This window comes from Paenibacillus glycanilyticus NBRC 16618 (assembly GCF_004000805.1).
GTDB lineage: Bacteria > Bacillota > Bacilli > Paenibacillales > Paenibacillaceae > Pristimantibacillus > Pristimantibacillus glycanilyticus.
In genome coordinates this window covers 38,986-54,828 of the sequence record NZ_BILY01000018.1, presented here as the reverse complement: position 1 = coordinate 54,828, position 15,843 = coordinate 38,986, and the positions used below count along the sequence as shown (strand labels likewise).

Here is a 15,843-nt window from a genome sequence, read left to right as displayed (position 1 = left end):
TTATGGGCGAAGGTGGTTAATTAAAATGAGAATGACACGTCATGAACAAGTTTACCAGCTTACTTTTATGCCAAAAATGTTTCCGGTGAATTGTTATTTGGTGGAGGAAGAGAAGAGCTTGACGCTAATCGATGCCGCGATGCCGGGCAATACCGAAGCTATTCTGAAAGCGGCAAAGCAGATCGGCAAACCGATTACGCGTATTGTTCTGACCCATGCCCATAGCGACCACATTGGAGCTTTGGATGCGCTGAGGAAGCAATTGACCGATGTGACGGTATATATTTCCGCCCGTGATTCCAGACTGCTTAGCGGTGACCGCTCGCTTGACGCGAATGAGCCGGAAACGCCAATTCGGGGCGGCGTGCCTAAGCCGGGCAAAATCGCAACGCGCCCGGATGTGCTACTGCAGGATGGAGACCGCGTAGGTTCCCTGCTGGCGATAACGACGTCGGGCCATACGCCGGGCTCGATGTCCTTTCTCGACTCGCGGAGCCATGCACTGATTGCCGGAGATGCTTTTCAGGTGCGCGGTGGAATAGCGGTAAGCGGGCAGGTGCGGTGGAAGTTCCCTTTTCCCGCGATGGCGACCTGGAATAAGATCGAATCGCTCCGCAGCGCAATGAAGCTGCTGAAGCTGAAGCCATCCTTGCTGGCCGTTGGTCATGGGGATTTGATTGTTCAGCCGGAAGCGATGATGGAGTTGGCCATTCAGGATGCTTCGCGCAAGCTTGATGCCGTAATTGTTCATTAGTAAGCATTAGAAAGGGAGAATAGACCATGTCACCAAGAATAGGATTGGACCTGCCAACCATCATACAAAAGGCTGCCGAGCTGGCGGACGAGAACGGACTCGAATCCGTTACCCTCGCCTCGTTATCCCAGAAGCTTGGCATCCGTTCTCCTTCTTTATATAACCATGTGGACGGATTAAGCGGACTTAAGGAGAAGCTTGCCTTATACGGGCTCAAAAATCTGCATGACCGGCTGCTCCGCGCCGTGGCCGGAAGATCGGGCGATGATGCCGTCTTTGCCATAGGGCTAGCTTATATCGGATTCGCGAGAGAGCATCCGGGGTTGTACGAGGCAACGCTTCCGGCCCAGCAGACGGAAGACGCGGAGCTGATCAAAGTAAGCGAAGAATTGATTCAGCTCATTATTACGGTGATGGACTATGCTTATAAGATGAAGCAGGAGGATACGATCCATCTCGTCAGAGGCTTCCGAAGCTTTATGCATGGCTTCGCAACGCTGGAGAGAAGCGGAGGCTTTGGACTGCCGGTAAATCTGGACGAGAGTATTCAGGTTGTGCTTAAGGTTTATTTGGCCGGCATTCGGGAGCAATTCCGTACTTGAATCAACCTATAATCCGAATATCCGTTTACTCAAGAGGCCGGGCGATCCCCTTCCGATAATCATCGGGGGATTGTCCGGTAAATTTTTTGAACGTTTGGCTGAAATGCGAGACGTATTTGAAGCCAATCTCAAAGGCGGTTTCCGTGATGGAACGATCCGGGTTCATCGTAAACAACATTTTAGCCTGATTGATTCGCCGCTGATACAGGTAATGGAACAAGGTGATGCCGGTCGTTTCCTTGAAGATCTTCACCAGGTAATGCTTATTAAGATGCATATAATCGGCGATATCGTCCAGCTCAAGATCCTCCCGGTAATGCTCCTCGATATAAGCGATCAGCTTCTGGACGTTCTGTTGCTTAATGCTGCCGGGCGCAGAGGCTTGCCCGTAACTAGGCATATGGGCGAATTCATAAATAAGCAGCAGCAGCTCTTGGAAGCAGAGGATTAACCGGTCATGCGACAGCGGATCATCGCTTTGGCGTAGCAGGCATAACCGTTCCAGCAACGGCTCAATCCTTGCTTGCTCCTCGGCTCTCAGGGAGATCAGGCGATTCGTCTGTCTCTCGAAGGGGAGCAGCAGGGGGATCAGAAAAGGCGGCTGAAACAAGCCTGAAGCAAACGCGGGGTCAAAATGGACGACCGTCCTGCAATATTCGTAGCGGTTATCGATGGACGGATAATGAAGAGTCATCCCGTTCATCAGAATAAGGTTGCCTGGAGCCAGCTCATAGATGCTGTCGCCGATTAGAAGCTTGCATTTGCCGCTGTGAAAATAATAAATTTCATATTCCAGATGGGAATGAAAGTCGGTTGGAATCTGGGATGTATTGTACATCGCTTCAATGGGAAGCGGGTATCGCTCTTGAACGCTCATGAGATTCCTCCACGGATGAAATAGCTGTTGTTTTATTATACTGCTTGGCATTTAATTACACCAACCACATATAAATGGGCCTGCGATGAACGATAACCGGATAGAAGCGGTACGCCCCCCGGCGGTGGTACGATGTGATTAGGACAAGTTGAGGAGGATAATCGATTATGATCAAGGAACAACTGGCCATAGAATCCGTCAGTGCGATGAAAGAAACCGTTGGGCGTCTTGCGATGACGATGCCGGTAACGGATATGCATACCCATTTATTTTCCGCCGATTTCGGCAATTTGCTGCTATGGGGAATCGATGAACTGCTTATATATCATTATCTAATTTCGGAGTCGTTCCGCTGGGCGGATGACCGGGAGTCGTATGACGCCTTCTGGGCCATGTCGAAACGGGAGCAGGCGGATTGGATCTGGAACAAGCTCTTTATCGAGCATTCGCCGATCAGCGAAGCGGCAAACGGCTTTATTACGATATTGCACCGTCTCGGTCTTGATGTTTCCTCGCGTAATCTGAACGATTACCGCGAGGCGCTTGCCAGCCGTACGACGGCTGAGCAGGTGGACGAGGTTCTCCGGATCTCGAACGTGAAGCATGTCCTCATGACCAATGATCCGTTCGACCCGGAAGAGCGTGAAGTATGGCTGAACCGCGGCGGCAATACGGATTCCCGGTTCTCCGCTGCCCTGCGGGTAGACACCCTTCTGAATGACTGGCCTAATGCGGTCGTTCAGCTCCGCTCCCTTGGTTACGATGCTTCCGAGGAGTGGACGGAGAAGACAAAGGAAGAAGTACGCCGTTTCCTGTCCGAATGGATTGTTCGCATGGACGCTTTGTATCTGGCGGTATCGATGCCGGGCGATTTCGTCTATCCGGCTGAAGATCACCGCACTCGCATGATTGACGAAGCGATGGTGCCTGTCTGCCAGAAGCATGGCATTCCGTTTGCCCTCATGATTGGCGTTCGCCGCCGCGTGAATCCGGAGCTTCGTCTTGCGGGCGACATGAGCATGGATTCGGATGTTTCCGCGGTTGAAGCTTTATGCCGCAATTATCCGAAGCAAAAATTTCTTATCACGATGCTGGCCCGCAGCAATCAGCATGAGCTGACCGTGCTTGCGCGGAAGTTCCGCAATCTAATGGTATTTGGCTGCTGGTGGTTCCTTCACATTGAATCGATGGTAGAGGAGATGACAAAGTTCCGTCTCGAACTGCTGGGCACTTCCGTCATCCCGCAGCACTCGGACTGCCGGGTATTTGAACAGCTGATTTACAAGTGGGAGCACTCGCGCCGCATTATCGGGCAAGTGCTGGCCTCGAAGTACGAGCGTTTGTACAACAGCGGCTGGAAGGTAACGGAGGATGAGATCAAGCGGGATCTTGACGACTTGTTCAACCGGAACTTCTGGCGCTTCCTCGGCAAGGAACAACCGGAATAGCCGTGAGGAGAAGCAGGCGATGCCTGCTTCTTTTTTGCGAATTCCAATTGTTTCACTTTGTTGCCAGTACAACATCACGGTCCGCCAAAAAAAACGAATCTATGCGTGGATGCGCCATATACTGTTGTAACGCAACAGGGATGGAGGCGACTCTACGTGACCGATAAACGTTTGCCGCGAAGCTCCCTTCTTTCGATAGGCGGCATGTTATTTCCAATCATTGTGCATGGCATACATTTGCTTCTTCCGGTGCTCCTTACGGGCGGCATAAGCGCAATGGAATGGTCCAATATGCAGCATCATGGCGGCGGGATGAACGGCATGATGAACGATCCATTTATGGACGGCATTATGATGGGAATTATGATTGTCTCCGTCCTGTTTACCATCGGGTATCTTATTCGGATTTGGCGTCTCCGTGATTGCAGCCGGGCGGCAGCCTGGTGTTATACCGGCGTATCCGCCGCTTGCTTCGGCTTGCTGTTCATACTGGTGTAACGGTTCTTCCGGTCCGGTAAGGACCGTTTTTTTGGGGATGACAAGCTCCGGCAAAAATGTTTATTGCGCTTTCGGGAAATCTCTGCTCTAATGGGTATGACTTGCAAAATAGTAACGGATAGCGGAGCGAAAGGATTGCAGCGGGATGGAAACAAAGGGCAGTGTCTATAAGCTCGGCATGCAGATGATGCCGCGCGTCTGGTTTAATGCGCGAATCGATTTCAGCGCGACTTTATTATTTAGTATTTTTAACGTGGTATTGAATCAATTTTTTATGCCGTTCGCGATTCGCGAAGGGGCTACCAACCTGCAGGTGGGGCTTTTGTCCGCGGCGCCGGCAGTAGGTCTTCTGTTCTCGCCGATCTGGGCGGCATGGATTGAAAGGTCGGGCAATCCGAAACCGTTTGTTATTGTTCCGAACCTCATTGGCAGACTGCTCATTATTTTTCCGGCCTTGTTTGCTTATCCATCCGTTTACGTTGCAACCGCTCTGGTCTTTCAGATCCTGATGGGGATACAGGCTCCGGCTTACGCTTCTCTAGTCGCGCGGATGTATCCGGCCGATGTGAGAGGCAGGCTGATGGGGTATGTGCGGGTGGCAAGCGGAGCATTAATGATTCCCCTTGCATACGTCGTTGGCTCCTGGGCTGACGCCTCGGGACCATCGGGTCCGCTAATTACGGCTTCCATATTTGGAGTAGCATCCATTATCTTATTTAACTCGCTTCGGCTTCCGAAGCAGGCCCTTCATGCGCCTTCCAGAGCAAGCGCGAAGTTCTCGTTTCGCGACCAGTGGACGCTTGTATCGGGGAACCGCAAGCTGGCCGTATTTTTGGCTGCGACTACCTTTTCCGGCTTCGGCAATATGCTGTCCAATCCGCTCTACCAGATTATTCAAGTGCAGGTGCTTGAGCTGAGCAACGTGCAGATCGGATTTGCCCGTGTGTCTTATTACGCAGGTCTTTTGCTAACTTACTTGATCGCCGGGCGATTGATTGACCGGATCGATATTAAACATGTCCTGTTATGCGGGATTAGCGCGTACGCGATCGTACCCATGTTATACGGAGTATGGGGAACCTATACGGCTGTTATCGTAGGGAACGGGATTCAAGGCGTAGGCGAGGCTATTTGGGATATCGGCATCCTTGCCTTTGTTTCCAGACTTGCCCCGGGAAGGGAAGCGGCCGTGTTCGGCGTGCATCTTATGCTGTTTGGCGTGCGCGGCACGTTGGGACCGCTGCTTGGAGCGGGCTTGTCGGACAGCGTATCGTTAACGATGCTGCTTGTCATTGCATCTCTTTTCGGCTGGATTGGAACGGCGCTGTTCCTGGCTGGCAACCGAAAAGCTTTGCATCAGGAAGGAGCCTCCGGGCCCTTGCGGTAACGAGAATAATAAGGGAAGGGGCCTGAATACAGGTCCCTTTTTTGTGTGCTTGGCATTCGGGTTCGGATTGTTCATTTCTCGTTCATAATGGTCTGCTACAATGCAGACAAAAGGCCATAAAAGGGGAATACGAGAGATGAACAACTGGAAAATTGCACTAAGCGCTGTCGCAATCTCGGTTGCTTTGGCAGGCTGCGGCTCGAAGTCGGATGAATCGAGCACTGCCGCAAATGGAACAACCGGACAAGCTCAGCAGCAGCAAAATCAAGGGCAGCAAGGCGATTTCCAAGGCAGAGCCATGATGGGCACAATCGGCAAAATTAAATCGATTAATGGCCAGACCATTACGATTTATAAATCTTCATTCCATAGACCGGAAGGTGGCGGGCAGCCTCCTCAGGGCGATGCAGCGCAAGGAGATGCGCCAAACGGCAATCCTCCTTCGGGCAATCCCCCTCAAGGCGATGCTGGCTCTGCGCCGCAAGCGGGCGAAGGCCAGAACTCCGGCGGCGGACGCCAGCGAAATATGGAGAATATGTTCTCCGACGAGACAATGGACATTACGGTAACGGATGCAACCAAGATCGTGTCGACATCCTTCGCCGACGGGAAAATGACGGAAACAGACAAGACGCTGGCTGATCTGAAGGCCGATGATATTATTACGGTACAATTGAAGGACGATACGCAGGAAGCGGAGTCCATTCGCCTAGGCGGTTTTGGCGGCGGAGGATTCGGCGGAGGCGGACGCGGCGGTCAATTCCGGAATGGCGGCGGAGCCCAGAACGGGCAGCAGGCCGATCAGCAGACAACAACGAAGTAAAAACAAAAAAAGAAGCCCGGCAGGGCTTCTTTTTGCTGCGTATGAAAAACAACAAAGCCCGCTGCATCGTATGATAACAGCCGGCTTTGGGACATGCTATTGTAATGTTTCCGTAGTCGGTTTAATACAATGAGATCGTTAAAGTATCTTTCTCGTACAACGAGTGGAGCGTAGCTTCACTGCCGACGATTTCGACGCTGATCAGCGATCGGATACAGTTTTTCAAGGCATTTTTACCCGTTGTAACCTTGCGGTTCAGGACATCAGACAACTTTTCGATTGCTTTTTTATTCGTATCGGTTAAATAAACGGGAATTGTGCGGTTATTAAAGAGAATCATTGTTTTCATAGGGGAATGCCTCCATTCCATTAATAGACTTTGATATAACATATACGGATAAAACCTGCAGAAGGTTTCGCCCGAATTTTAATTAGCTTACTTTTTTACTACTTTGGCGATAAATCTGGACTATAGACGGGTCGCTTGCATTCGCTAGAAGTTAACTAATGATCTTATTTTAAGCGACAAAGATTAAGATAATCTTAAAAAATGGTTATGATTTCTTTACAATTCAAGGAATCTGCGGCCGCGAGGATGCAAATGAGGACAAGATAAGCGGCTCAAACGGAAGAAATGGCAAAATCGCATAAAAAAAGAGTAATAAGACAACTGTTTTTTTGTTCACCGCAACCCGTATAATGAGAATCGTAAAGATTATGAAAAATAGACGGTTACAAGGAATTGAATGATAAAGGAGTGCTTGTCAAATGACACGTCCGGGTATCGGTTTACAAATGTATACGCTTCGTGAAGAAACAGCTCAAGATTTTGAAGGTACATTGCGCAAAGTTGCGGCAATGGGTTATGAAGGCGTCGAATTTGCCGGTTACGGAGATATTCCTGCCGAACAAATGAAAGCGCTGCTAGATGAGCTTAATCTGGTTGCAATCGGCAATCACGTACCTCTCGTGAACCTTGAAACAAAGATCGATGAGGAAATTGCTTATTTGACTACAATCGGTGCGAAATATGCGATCTGCCCATGGCTTCCTGCTGAAGTCCGCGATGCGGATGCCTGGAAGAAGCATCTTGTAAACTTCGCGGAATACGGTAAGCGATTCCAAGAAGCAGGCATTGTTTTCTGCTACCATAACCATGAATTCGAATTCGAAGTTGAGATCGATGGACAAGTCGTATTCGACAAGCTGTACGAAACAGTAGGCGCTGACCTGCTGCAAGTCGAGATGGATCTTGGCTGGGTGCAATATGCAGGCCGCGATGTGCTTGAATATATCTCGAAATATGCCGGCAGACTGCCGCTTGTTCACTTGAAGGACTTCGTTAAAAATACGGAAAAAGCTGAAATCGACACAGTTGAACTTGGCCGCGGCGATCTGGATCTGCTTCCGCTTATCAAGCAATCGGAGCAAGCAGACGTAAAATGGCTGATCGTTGAGCAGGACCGCTGCGCGAATCCGCCGCTTCAATCCGTTGAAGAAAGCATCAACTGGCTGAAAACGAACTATTTGAACCAATAATATTCGACTTTTGACTATAGAAGAGGCAGGGGAAAATAATGAGCAAAGTAAGAGTAGCAGTAATCGGTTGCGGTTCCATCTCCAAACATCGTCATATTCCTGAGTATGCTGGCAACGAAAATGTAGAATTGGTTGCATTCGTTGATCCGGTAATCGAGCGCGCGGAAGAGTATGCCGCAAAACATGGCGGCAAAGCTTATGCCGATTACGAAACCATGCTGGCTGAAGTTAAGCCGGATGCGGTAAGCGTATGTACGCCTAACTACCTGCATGCTTCCATGTCGATTGCGGCAGCTAACGCTGGGGCGCATGTCCTGGTTGAGAAGCCGATGGCAGTAACGGACGAAGAAGCGGCCGCAATGATCGAAGCTGCTGCGAAAAACGGCGTGAAGCTGATGGTGGGACATAACCAACGTCTGATGCCTCCGCACGTAAAAGCAAAACAAATTCTTGAATCCGGCGTTCTGGGCCGCGTTCTGACTTTCCGTACATCGTTTGGCCACCCTGGTCCGGACGGCTGGAGCATCGACGGCGCGGGAAGCTGGTTCTTCCGCAAGCCTGAAGCTATCATGGGCGCAATGGGTGACCTTGGCGTGCATAAATCCGACCTGATCCGTTACCTGTTGAACGATGAAGTATCCGAAGTTGCAGCATTTATCGGTACAATCGACAAAGCAGGCGACGTAGACGATAACGCTAACGTTGTTGTACGCATGCAAAGCGGCGCAATCGGTTCCCTGGTTGCAAGCTGGACGTACTACAAAGGCGAAGACAACAGCACGGTTCTGTGGTGCGAAAAAGGCGTTATGAAGATCGGCACGCATCCTGAAGATCAAGTTATCGTTGAGCTTCGCGACGGATCCGTTGAAAAGCATAAAGTCGGCGAAATCTCCACAAACACGAAACAGCTGTCCAGCGGCGTGGTGGATGCATTCATCGATTCGATCGTTAACGACACGGTACCGGCAATTCCGGGCGAAGAAGGCCGCAAATCGCTTAAAGTTATCCTGAGCGCATTTGAATCCCAAGCAACAGGCCAATTCATCAAAGTAAACTAATCGCTATATATCGCTATATATTGAAGAAACTCCTCAAGAGACTGCCCGAAAAGGCGGCTTCTTGAGGAGTTTCTTGTTTGTTATCCGTCTTTTTGAAACCGCTTTCTTAAAGGATTCTAATGTTTCGATCTCCTAGAGTTGAAATATTCTGACAGCTGCGGGGAATCGCCAACAGCCGCCTGAATTTGCGGTTTTGGCGAGAAATGAGCACATTCTCATAAAGACGCTCAACCGCCTGTTTTTACAGTGAAAACGCGTAACTTACCAGTTTTTGTGCCATGAAACAAGTTCGAAACACATGTTACGATAAGTGGCGTCGGAGGGCAAGTGATTAACAAGTTAACAAGTTACAAGCCAACAACATTTATACCACATACAATTTTAGGAGGATGAAATCATGAAGATGCAAACATTACGAGTGGGTGTCACTAGCTTAGCAGCAGCGGCTTTGATCAGCATAGGTGTAACGACTCCAACTGCAGGTGCAGCACCAGCTGTGAAGACGTACTCCACAAATTGCAATAATGTTTCGATGGATACAATTAATCAAATCGCTCAGCAATACGGTATCGACCTTAGCAAAATCACTTTCGGCGGCATTACAATTAAATTGCCTACGGAAGTAACGCAGCCGAGCACGGGTACTGGCAACACAACGACGCCAACAACGCCAACAACACCGTCGAAACCAACTACACCATCCAAACCAAGCACGGGTTCCGGTAACACTGGCAACACTACAAAGCCAACAACACCAACAACACCAACAACACCAACAACACCAGCTAAGCCAACAACACCAAGCACAGGTACAGGCAACACTGGCAGCGGTACAGTATCGCAAAGCGAGTTCGCATCCCAAGTTGTAACGCTTGTTAACAAAGAGCGTGCTAATGCGGGTCTGAAACCTTTGACATCTGACGCTCTTTTGACTAAAGTGGCTACGGCTAAAGCACAAGACATGTACCAAAACAACTACTTTGACCATAACTCTCCAACTTACGGTTCGCCGTTTGACATGATGAAATCGTTCGGCGTGACTTACAACTACGCTGGCGAGAACATCGCTATGGGTCAAAAATCGCCAACTGAAGTTATGACTGCTTGGATGAACAGTGCCGGTCACCGCGCTAACATTCTGAACGCAAACTACACGAAAATCGGCGTAGCTTACGTGAATGGCGAGTGGGTACAAGAATTCACGGGCTAAACCTTCAATAAGGTTATTGAAGTCATGTAAACCGGAAGAACCAAGCGTCAGGCGGTTCCGCCTGACGCTTTTCTTTTCTTCACATAAGCAAGGCATCCGTACTTAAATACGCAGAAACCAGGGGGACAACACAAATGAAGAAAGCTTCGATGATGACAACGGCGGTACTCGGCTTATCTCTTATTTTTGCCACAGGATCGGTTCATGCGGCCAGCAAAACGCATACGGCGGTTGAGGGCGATACATTCTGGAAGCTCTCGCAGAAATACAGCGTGTCGGTTGATAAACTCATGAAAGCGAATGCAAAGATTAATCCTTTGAATATTTACGCTGGTCTTAAGATCGTTATCCCGACAACAACAACTGCAGCAAAAACGACAACTGCCAAGGCTGCAGCTGCAAAAGCAACTACGGTTACCGCGCAAAGCGTTACGGACCAAGCGGGCACGATCCATACGTTCAGCAAGCAGCTTAGCATTCAAGCAACGGCTTACAGCGGCGATGCTTCCGAGAACGGCGGCTGGGCGGGCCTCGACTACTTCGGCAATAAGCTGAAGGTAGGCACGGTTGCGGTTGACCCTAAGGTTATTCCGCTTGGCACAAAGCTTTACGTTACGGGTTATAATTCCGATGGCCTGCCAACAGGCGGAATGATCGCGACTGCATCCGATGTTGGCGGCGCGATTAAAGGCAACCGCATTGATATTTATTTGCCGGGCACGCCTGCAGAGGTAAGCAATTTCGGCATTCAAAACGTAAAAGTATATGTTCTGAAGTAGTAAGGTAACCGGCAGCCGAGAGGCTGCCGGTTATTTCGTTTTATCGGCGGATTTGTTCAGCAGTTCAGGAAGCGTGACAAATTTGTAGCCCTTTTTTCTAAGCTGCGTGATAAGAACGGGCAAAGCTTCGATTGTCCCGGACAGATCCTGTCCGTATCCGCCTCCTGCATGCTGCAGGACAATGGAGCCCGGCTGCAGAGTCTTCTTGATATTATGCAGAACGATGCTGCTATTGGGATTGTTGCGCCAATCAACGGAGTCTACATCCCAATTGACGACGGTATATCCGCTTTTGCCCGACCATGCCACTTGATCCGGGCGCATCTCTCCGTAAGGAGGACGTACGAATCGGGGGTGATACCCGATAATGTTGCTTACGATCGCATCCGTCCGCCAGATCTGGGTATGGAATTCCCGGGAATTAAGCTGTGACAAGACGGCATGATTGTAAGAATGATTTCCTATGACATGCCCCTCGCGATGGATACGCCGGACTAGGGCCGGATGTTTGACCGCGCGGGATCCAACAACAAAAAAGGTTGCGCAAACATCATAGCTGGCTAATACATCCAGAATTTGAGGCGTAAACCTTGGGTCAGGCGCGTCATCAAAAGTTAGGGCTATTTGCTTGGCGTTTCTTGGACCGCTCAGGATAAACGTATTGGGAAACTGCTTATGCATCCTTACCCAGGACATATCCGCCGTCTTTTTCTTTTTTTGCTTTGCGGGTGCAGAGGCATAGGTTTGCTCTGCGGAAGCAAACAGCAAGACGATGGTAAGCGCTAAAGCAAGCCATCGTCTGAAACTGCCGGACAAAGTCGGCATTCCCTTCATTCGTTTATAGCCTCCGTTTCTTATGTAGTCGCCAAGTTATTTTTCCCCGATAAAAGAGAGAACATGCGTTTAATAAAAACAGCCGCATCCGGTAAGCCGGATGCGGCTGTTCGTCATAATTGTCTTACTTCATCTTGAATACTTGAATCGTGCGTTGAAGCTGGGTAGCCATATTGAGCATTCGCTCCGTCTCTTGCACAACACCTTGCACGGAAGAAATCTGCTCATTCATTGACGCGGATACCTGCTGGGTGCCGGCTGCGGATTCCTCCGTAATCGCGGAAATATTTTGGATGGCGTCCGAAATCTTGCGTGCGCTCTCCAGCATTTGATCGCTTTCGCTGGCGAATGCCGCAATCTGCTGCGTAATGAATTGAACGCTTTGAACGATCTCGGCAAATACCATCTCGGATTCGCGGATCCGCTCCGTCTGAAGCTTAACGACCTCTTCATTAACCTTCATGTGATTGATCGTTTGTTTAATGCCTTGATCGATACTTTTCACAAGGCTGAATACTTCCTTCGTGGAAACCGTGGCTTCTTCGGAAAGCTTGCGGACTTCCTGGGCGACTACCGCAAAGCCGCGGCCATGTTCTCCGGCACGGGCAGCCTCGATGGAGGCGTTAAGCGAGAGCAGGTTGGTCTGTTCGGCAATATCGGAAATGGCCGTAGTCATTGCCGTAATGCCCTGCGCCTTGCGGGCCAGATCGGTGATCGTCTCGGATACCTTCTCCGTGGCTTCCACGTTGCGGCGCATCCCTTCGGATTGCGCTTCCAGCGCTCCTCGTCCTTTGTCAACGAGACTCAAGGTGAATTCGGAGCGTTCGTTCATCTCTTTGGTCGCATGGGCATAATTCGCGACTTTCTTCTCGATCTCGGCAATGGATTCGCTCATGTCCGCAACATCCTCGGAAATTTCGTTAGCGCCCGTAGCCAGCTCGTTCGAAGAGGCGGCGACTTGCTCCATCGCGATCTGAATATGGTTGTTTTTATCAAAAATATTGCGGCTTGTTTCGGATACATGCCTTGTAATATTGGAGGTTTCGGTCAAAATATCGCGCAGCTTGTCCACCATGCTGTTGAAGGCATGGCCCACTTCGCCAAGAGACGCATTTGCAGCCGTATCGATTCGTTGCGTGAAATCGCCTTTGGAGATCCGGAACGCCGCGTTTGACATCTCTTCAAAGGAGGAGTTTAAAGCCTTCTCGATAAAGCCGACAGTCGGGTAAGCGAGAATCGCCAGTACCACCGTTACGATAAGGCCGGCCAGGATGGAGCCCCCACTGAATAAAATTACCAGGTTCAGCGCGATTGCAACTAGGACCAAATTTAAATAAATGGAGGTCATCAGCTTACTTCTAACGGATAAGGAATAGTACCATTGGCTCATTATGTAAGCGCTCCTTTTTATAGAATAACCATATTATAGCATCAGCGGTGAAATTGGTCTATAAATGTCGAATAAGATCGAGAAATTGATTGTCAAGAATAGATGTAATTGCGCGATAATTGTAAAAAATTATAATTTACTATATTGTAAATTTATTGAAAAGATTCTATAATCAGACCTGAGAACTAGTTGGAATCAACTATTTTCAATATTTTAAGGGTAGAAAGGAGGAGAAATTATATGAATATAGATGCTATGCCATTGGCACGGCAAGTTGATTTTGTTTTTCGCCAATTAGAAGAGGAACTTACAAATGCGGTTGGAGGGACGGTTCATATTCACATCCGGAACAATGCGGTAGGCAAATTCGGCCTTCGGCATAATCCGATTGAGACTAGGAACGGCAAGCTGGAGCAAGAAGGTGAAGGTGGAATGACACCAACCCAGGTCCAGGCGTTTCGCAAACTCGCGATTGATGCTTTGAAATTGAGAAGGAATTGGACGCATGGCGAAATTATGTACGATTTCGCTGTCCGGCAGAACGCGGGCACCTGGTCGGCTAGCATCTGTTACGAATCTAATTATAATACAGCCAACTGGAATTATCGTTACCAGCAGCCGAAGCATCAAATGCTGCGGGAAAAGAATAGCGATCATACCGGTTTTGATTTTTAGGCGATAGCCATTATCCATTCGAACAGCCGTGCAGGGTTTCCTGCACGGCTGAATTTTATTGCCCGTTATTTAACCTCATGGCTTCCGGAATGCAGATGGGGAATTCCGCCGCTGTTGACCTCATGTTCCTGTGCGGCCGCGGGGAGCAGGAAACCAAGCAATAACGGAAGAAGGAACAGTCCGTAGACAAGAAGGCTTTTTAGAGGAGACATGGAATGGTCATGATCATGATCGTGGCTATGGTCGTGATCATGATGGGAATGATCATGGCCGCATTCCTCGCAATCCGCATGGGGCTTACGCTGCATTGCGAGCATGGCTTGGTGAATGGCGGCGGCGTTCAGGACGATGGCCGACAGCTTGACATAAAGCTCCATCCGGGGGGCTACATACAGCGGCAGCTGACCTAAACGTTCGAGGTAAATGATGAGGAAGGCGAATCCCGCGAGAAAGCCTGCCCGTATCCAGTTATGATTCATCGCAGCACCTCCAGGAGCCATACGCTGGCCAGCACAAGGGCAAAGGTCAGCAGCGTAATCGAAAGAACGATCCGCGCGCGGAACGCGGACAGCATCATCATCGTATTTTTCAAATCAATCATAGGGCCGAACACAAGAAAGGCGAGCAGCGGACCATGATCGAACATTCCTCCAAACGATGCGGCGATAAAAGCATCCGAGGTGGAGCAGATGGACAGCAGGAAGGCAAGCCCCATCATGAAGAAATAGGAGAGAACGGGCTGATCCGCAACGGCTTCAAATGCCTGACGGTCAATAAAAGACTGGATAACGGCCGTAAGCAGTGCGCCAAAGATCAAATATTTGCCCATGTCAAAAAACTCGTCCGAAGCATGGCTAAGCGTTGCTGACAGCCGCCGGCTTTTTTTAACCGGGTTGGGAGCATGCTCATGATGGTCATGATGGTCGTGATGGTCATGATGGTCATGATGGTCATGATGGTCATGGTGATGATTATGTTCATGCTCATGGCGATGCGCAGGGATGTTGCCGGATGATTCTTTAAGAGGGCTGCCTTTCATGAACCGGTGAAGGAGAAGGCCGATAATAACGGTAACGATAAAAGCGATGATTAGGCGGTCGTAGGCCATTTGCGGCTCCAAGCGGAAAGCGGCATAAGTCGAAGTAAAGACAATCGGATTAATAATGGGGCCGGCCAGCAAGTACACAATTCCGATATAAGCGGGCATGCCTTTCCGGATTAAGCGCCGCACGACGGGAATCATCCCGCACTCGCATAACGGGAATACGAGACCAAGCAGCGCGCCAAAAAGAATACCGACCATGTGGTGCTTGGGCGTCAGTCTCCGGATCATCTCGTCGGTCACGAACACCTGGAGCAGGGCAGAGAAAATAACGCCAAGCAGGATGAATGGAAAAGCTTCTAATATAATGCTTAAAAACACAATTTTGAACTCTTGCGCACCATCGGACTCGAGCAGAGCGAGGGACCAGGGTTGTCCTGCCAGTATTAGGCATACCATCGCAAGACATCCGATACCCAGCAGCGGGGTCCCGAATCGGAATAACATGTTCAGCATGAGCCAACCTCTCTTTGTTTACCAGGAAATGATTACGCTAGTAACCAGCTTATGCTGGGCTTGGCCGCTATAGGACAACTTTTGAAGGCCGGGCTTGACATGGCGGTAGACACTTGCGCTATAATCAGGGTACGAAAGGCGATGAAGGGAATAAGTAAGCACAGGGGTTAATGCGTAACAGAGAGCTGGCGGACGGTGCAAGCCAGTGCAAGCCTGATTGCTGAATGGATCCCGGAGCCGATAGCGGAACACAGACTATTGAAGTGCTGTCTATGCTTATCCGGCCGTTCCCCGTTACGGAACAATGAAGGCTTGTTGTCTTTAGCCCGCCCCGATGAATATCGGATATCCGCGGGAAGCAACGAGTAAATTAGGGTGGCACCACGGTTCCCTCGTCCCTTGCGGCGGGGG

General features: G+C 49.8%; 17 protein-coding genes and 1 other annotated feature. Of the genes, 11 read left to right on the top strand and 6 right to left on the bottom strand.

Translation table 11 applies throughout. The features are described 5' to 3' along the window. Positions 1 to 25 precede the first annotated feature (25 nt). Positions 26 to 754 carry an MBL fold metallo-hydrolase gene (locus tag PGL01S_RS16025; protein WP_127495609.1) on the top strand — a complete coding sequence of 243 codons (729 nt, stop codon included), beginning with the start codon at positions 26 to 28 and terminating at the stop codon, positions 752 to 754. A 26-nt stretch (positions 755 to 780) separates the two neighbouring features. After that, a complete protein-coding gene (locus tag PGL01S_RS16020; protein WP_127495608.1) occupies positions 781 to 1,356 on the top strand; it encodes a TetR/AcrR family transcriptional regulator in 576 nt (191 codons plus the stop codon). A gap of 25 nt (positions 1,357 to 1,381) precedes the next feature. Here PGL01S_RS16020 and PGL01S_RS16015 read toward each other — a convergent pair whose 3' ends face one another. Continuing rightward, positions 1,382 to 2,233: an AraC family transcriptional regulator gene (locus tag PGL01S_RS16015; RefSeq protein WP_127495607.1), complete on the bottom strand. Its 852-nt coding sequence runs from the start codon at positions 2,231 to 2,233 to the stop codon at positions 1,382 to 1,384. 167 nt (positions 2,234 to 2,400) lie between these two features. On the opposite strand from PGL01S_RS16015, the gene PGL01S_RS16010 reads away from it, so the two are divergent. The 4 genes from PGL01S_RS16010 to PGL01S_RS15995 all read left to right on the top strand — a co-directional run bounded on the left by PGL01S_RS16010 (position 2,401) and on the right by PGL01S_RS15995 (position 6,389). Next, the gene (locus PGL01S_RS16010; RefSeq protein ID WP_174806570.1) at positions 2,401 to 3,681 is read left to right on the top strand and encodes a glucuronate isomerase; all 1,281 of its coding nucleotides are present in this window, start codon (positions 2,401 to 2,403) and stop codon (positions 3,679 to 3,681) included. A 156-nt stretch (positions 3,682 to 3,837) separates the two neighbouring features. Then, the gene (locus PGL01S_RS16005; RefSeq protein ID WP_127495606.1) at positions 3,838 to 4,179 is read left to right on the top strand and encodes a hypothetical protein; all 342 of its coding nucleotides are present in this window, start codon (positions 3,838 to 3,840) and stop codon (positions 4,177 to 4,179) included. 145 nt (positions 4,180 to 4,324) lie between these two features. Next, positions 4,325 to 5,566, top strand: a complete 1,242-nt coding sequence (locus PGL01S_RS16000) for an MFS transporter (RefSeq protein ID WP_127495605.1) — start codon at positions 4,325 to 4,327, stop codon at positions 5,564 to 5,566. Between the two features lie 136 nt (positions 5,567 to 5,702). Continuing rightward, complete coding sequence (locus PGL01S_RS15995; protein ID WP_127495604.1) at positions 5,703 to 6,389, top strand: hypothetical protein; 687 nt, start codon at positions 5,703 to 5,705, stop codon at positions 6,387 to 6,389. A gap of 121 nt (positions 6,390 to 6,510) precedes the next feature. Here the strand turns inward: PGL01S_RS15995 and PGL01S_RS15990 are convergent, their stop codons facing one another. Continuing rightward, complete coding sequence (locus tag PGL01S_RS15990) at positions 6,511 to 6,738, bottom strand: hypothetical protein (RefSeq protein WP_015846443.1); 228 nt, start codon at positions 6,736 to 6,738, stop codon at positions 6,511 to 6,513. 419 nt (positions 6,739 to 7,157) lie between these two features. Between PGL01S_RS15990 and PGL01S_RS15985 the strand changes: the two genes are divergently transcribed. The 4 genes from PGL01S_RS15985 to PGL01S_RS15970 all read left to right on the top strand — a co-directional run bounded on the left by PGL01S_RS15985 (position 7,158) and on the right by PGL01S_RS15970 (position 10,975). After that, on the top strand, positions 7,158 to 7,928 hold the full coding sequence (locus PGL01S_RS15985; RefSeq protein ID WP_127495603.1) for a sugar phosphate isomerase/epimerase family protein: 771 nt from the start codon (positions 7,158 to 7,160) through the stop codon (positions 7,926 to 7,928). A gap of 38 nt (positions 7,929 to 7,966) precedes the next feature. Then, the gene (locus PGL01S_RS15980; protein ID WP_127495602.1) at positions 7,967 to 8,986 is read left to right on the top strand and encodes a Gfo/Idh/MocA family protein; all 1,020 of its coding nucleotides are present in this window, start codon (positions 7,967 to 7,969) and stop codon (positions 8,984 to 8,986) included. A gap of 397 nt (positions 8,987 to 9,383) precedes the next feature. Continuing rightward, entirely contained in the window at positions 9,384 to 10,196 is an 813-nt protein-coding gene (locus tag PGL01S_RS15975) for a CAP domain-containing protein (RefSeq protein ID WP_127495601.1), read from the top strand. Positions 10,197 to 10,330: 134 nt separating this feature from the next. Further along, the gene (locus tag PGL01S_RS15970; RefSeq protein WP_127495600.1) at positions 10,331 to 10,975 is read left to right on the top strand and encodes a 3D domain-containing protein; all 645 of its coding nucleotides are present in this window, start codon (positions 10,331 to 10,333) and stop codon (positions 10,973 to 10,975) included. 30 nt (positions 10,976 to 11,005) lie between these two features. Here the strand turns inward: PGL01S_RS15970 and PGL01S_RS15965 are convergent, their stop codons facing one another. Both PGL01S_RS15965 and PGL01S_RS15960 read right to left on the bottom strand, forming a co-directional pair. Beyond that, complete coding sequence (locus PGL01S_RS15965; RefSeq protein ID WP_127495599.1) at positions 11,006 to 11,809, bottom strand: polysaccharide deacetylase family protein; 804 nt, start codon at positions 11,807 to 11,809, stop codon at positions 11,006 to 11,008. Positions 11,810 to 11,933: 124 nt separating this feature from the next. Then, positions 11,934 to 13,199, bottom strand: coding sequence for a methyl-accepting chemotaxis protein (locus tag PGL01S_RS15960; RefSeq protein WP_127495598.1), 1,266 nt, complete (start codon positions 13,197 to 13,199; stop codon positions 11,934 to 11,936). A gap of 240 nt (positions 13,200 to 13,439) precedes the next feature. On the opposite strand from PGL01S_RS15960, the gene PGL01S_RS15955 reads away from it, so the two are divergent. Further along, a complete protein-coding gene (locus PGL01S_RS15955) occupies positions 13,440 to 13,874 on the top strand; it encodes an O-methyltransferase (protein ID WP_127495597.1) in 435 nt (144 codons plus the stop codon). Between the two features lie 65 nt (positions 13,875 to 13,939). On the opposite strand, the gene PGL01S_RS15950 is transcribed toward PGL01S_RS15955, so the two are convergent. Then, the gene (locus PGL01S_RS15950) at positions 13,940 to 14,353 is read right to left on the bottom strand and encodes a DUF1980 domain-containing protein (RefSeq protein WP_164775491.1); all 414 of its coding nucleotides are present in this window, start codon (positions 14,351 to 14,353) and stop codon (positions 13,940 to 13,942) included. Further along, positions 14,350 to 15,432 (bottom strand): permease, encoded by a 1,083-nt coding sequence (locus PGL01S_RS15945; protein ID WP_127495595.1) that lies wholly within the window; start codon positions 15,430 to 15,432, stop codon positions 14,350 to 14,352. The genes PGL01S_RS15950 and PGL01S_RS15945 overlap by 4 nt, the downstream gene beginning before the upstream one ends. Positions 15,433 to 15,564: 132 nt before the next feature. After that, positions 15,565 to 15,835 (top strand) — a binding site (T-box leader). Positions 15,836 to 15,843: the final 8 nt, after the last annotated feature.

Excerpts from the sequence above, each read along its gene's own strand:
- PGL01S_RS15975 (WP_127495601.1), top strand. The coding sequence starts at position 9,384 with ATGAAGATGCAAACATTACGAGTGGGTGTCACTAGCTTAGCAGCAGCG.
- PGL01S_RS16020 (WP_127495608.1), top strand. The coding sequence starts at position 781 with ATGTCACCAAGAATAGGATTGGACCTGCCAACCATCATACAAAAGGCT.
- PGL01S_RS15960 (WP_127495598.1), bottom strand. The coding sequence starts at position 13,199 with ATGAGCCAATGGTACTATTCCTTATCCGTTAGAAGTAAGCTGATGACC.
- PGL01S_RS16025 (WP_127495609.1), top strand. The coding sequence starts at position 26 with ATGAGAATGACACGTCATGAACAAGTTTACCAGCTTACTTTTATGCCA.
- PGL01S_RS16015 (WP_127495607.1), bottom strand. The coding sequence starts at position 2,233 with ATGAGCGTTCAAGAGCGATACCCGCTTCCCATTGAAGCGATGTACAAT.
- PGL01S_RS16000 (WP_127495605.1), top strand. The coding sequence starts at position 4,325 with ATGGAAACAAAGGGCAGTGTCTATAAGCTCGGCATGCAGATGATGCCG.
- PGL01S_RS15990 (WP_015846443.1), bottom strand. The coding sequence starts at position 6,738 with ATGAAAACAATGATTCTCTTTAATAACCGCACAATTCCCGTTTATTTA.
- PGL01S_RS15985 (WP_127495603.1), top strand. The coding sequence starts at position 7,158 with ATGACACGTCCGGGTATCGGTTTACAAATGTATACGCTTCGTGAAGAA.
- PGL01S_RS15995 (WP_127495604.1), top strand. The coding sequence starts at position 5,703 with ATGAACAACTGGAAAATTGCACTAAGCGCTGTCGCAATCTCGGTTGCT.
- PGL01S_RS15965 (WP_127495599.1), bottom strand. The coding sequence starts at position 11,809 with ATGAAGGGAATGCCGACTTTGTCCGGCAGTTTCAGACGATGGCTTGCT.
- PGL01S_RS16010 (WP_174806570.1), top strand. The coding sequence starts at position 2,401 with ATGATCAAGGAACAACTGGCCATAGAATCCGTCAGTGCGATGAAAGAA.
- PGL01S_RS15950 (WP_164775491.1), bottom strand. The coding sequence starts at position 14,353 with ATGAATCATAACTGGATACGGGCAGGCTTTCTCGCGGGATTCGCCTTC.
- PGL01S_RS15955 (WP_127495597.1), top strand. The coding sequence starts at position 13,440 with ATGAATATAGATGCTATGCCATTGGCACGGCAAGTTGATTTTGTTTTT.
- PGL01S_RS15970 (WP_127495600.1), top strand. The coding sequence starts at position 10,331 with ATGAAGAAAGCTTCGATGATGACAACGGCGGTACTCGGCTTATCTCTT.
- PGL01S_RS15980 (WP_127495602.1), top strand. The coding sequence starts at position 7,967 with ATGAGCAAAGTAAGAGTAGCAGTAATCGGTTGCGGTTCCATCTCCAAA.
- PGL01S_RS15945 (WP_127495595.1), bottom strand. The coding sequence starts at position 15,432 with ATGCTGAACATGTTATTCCGATTCGGGACCCCGCTGCTGGGTATCGGA.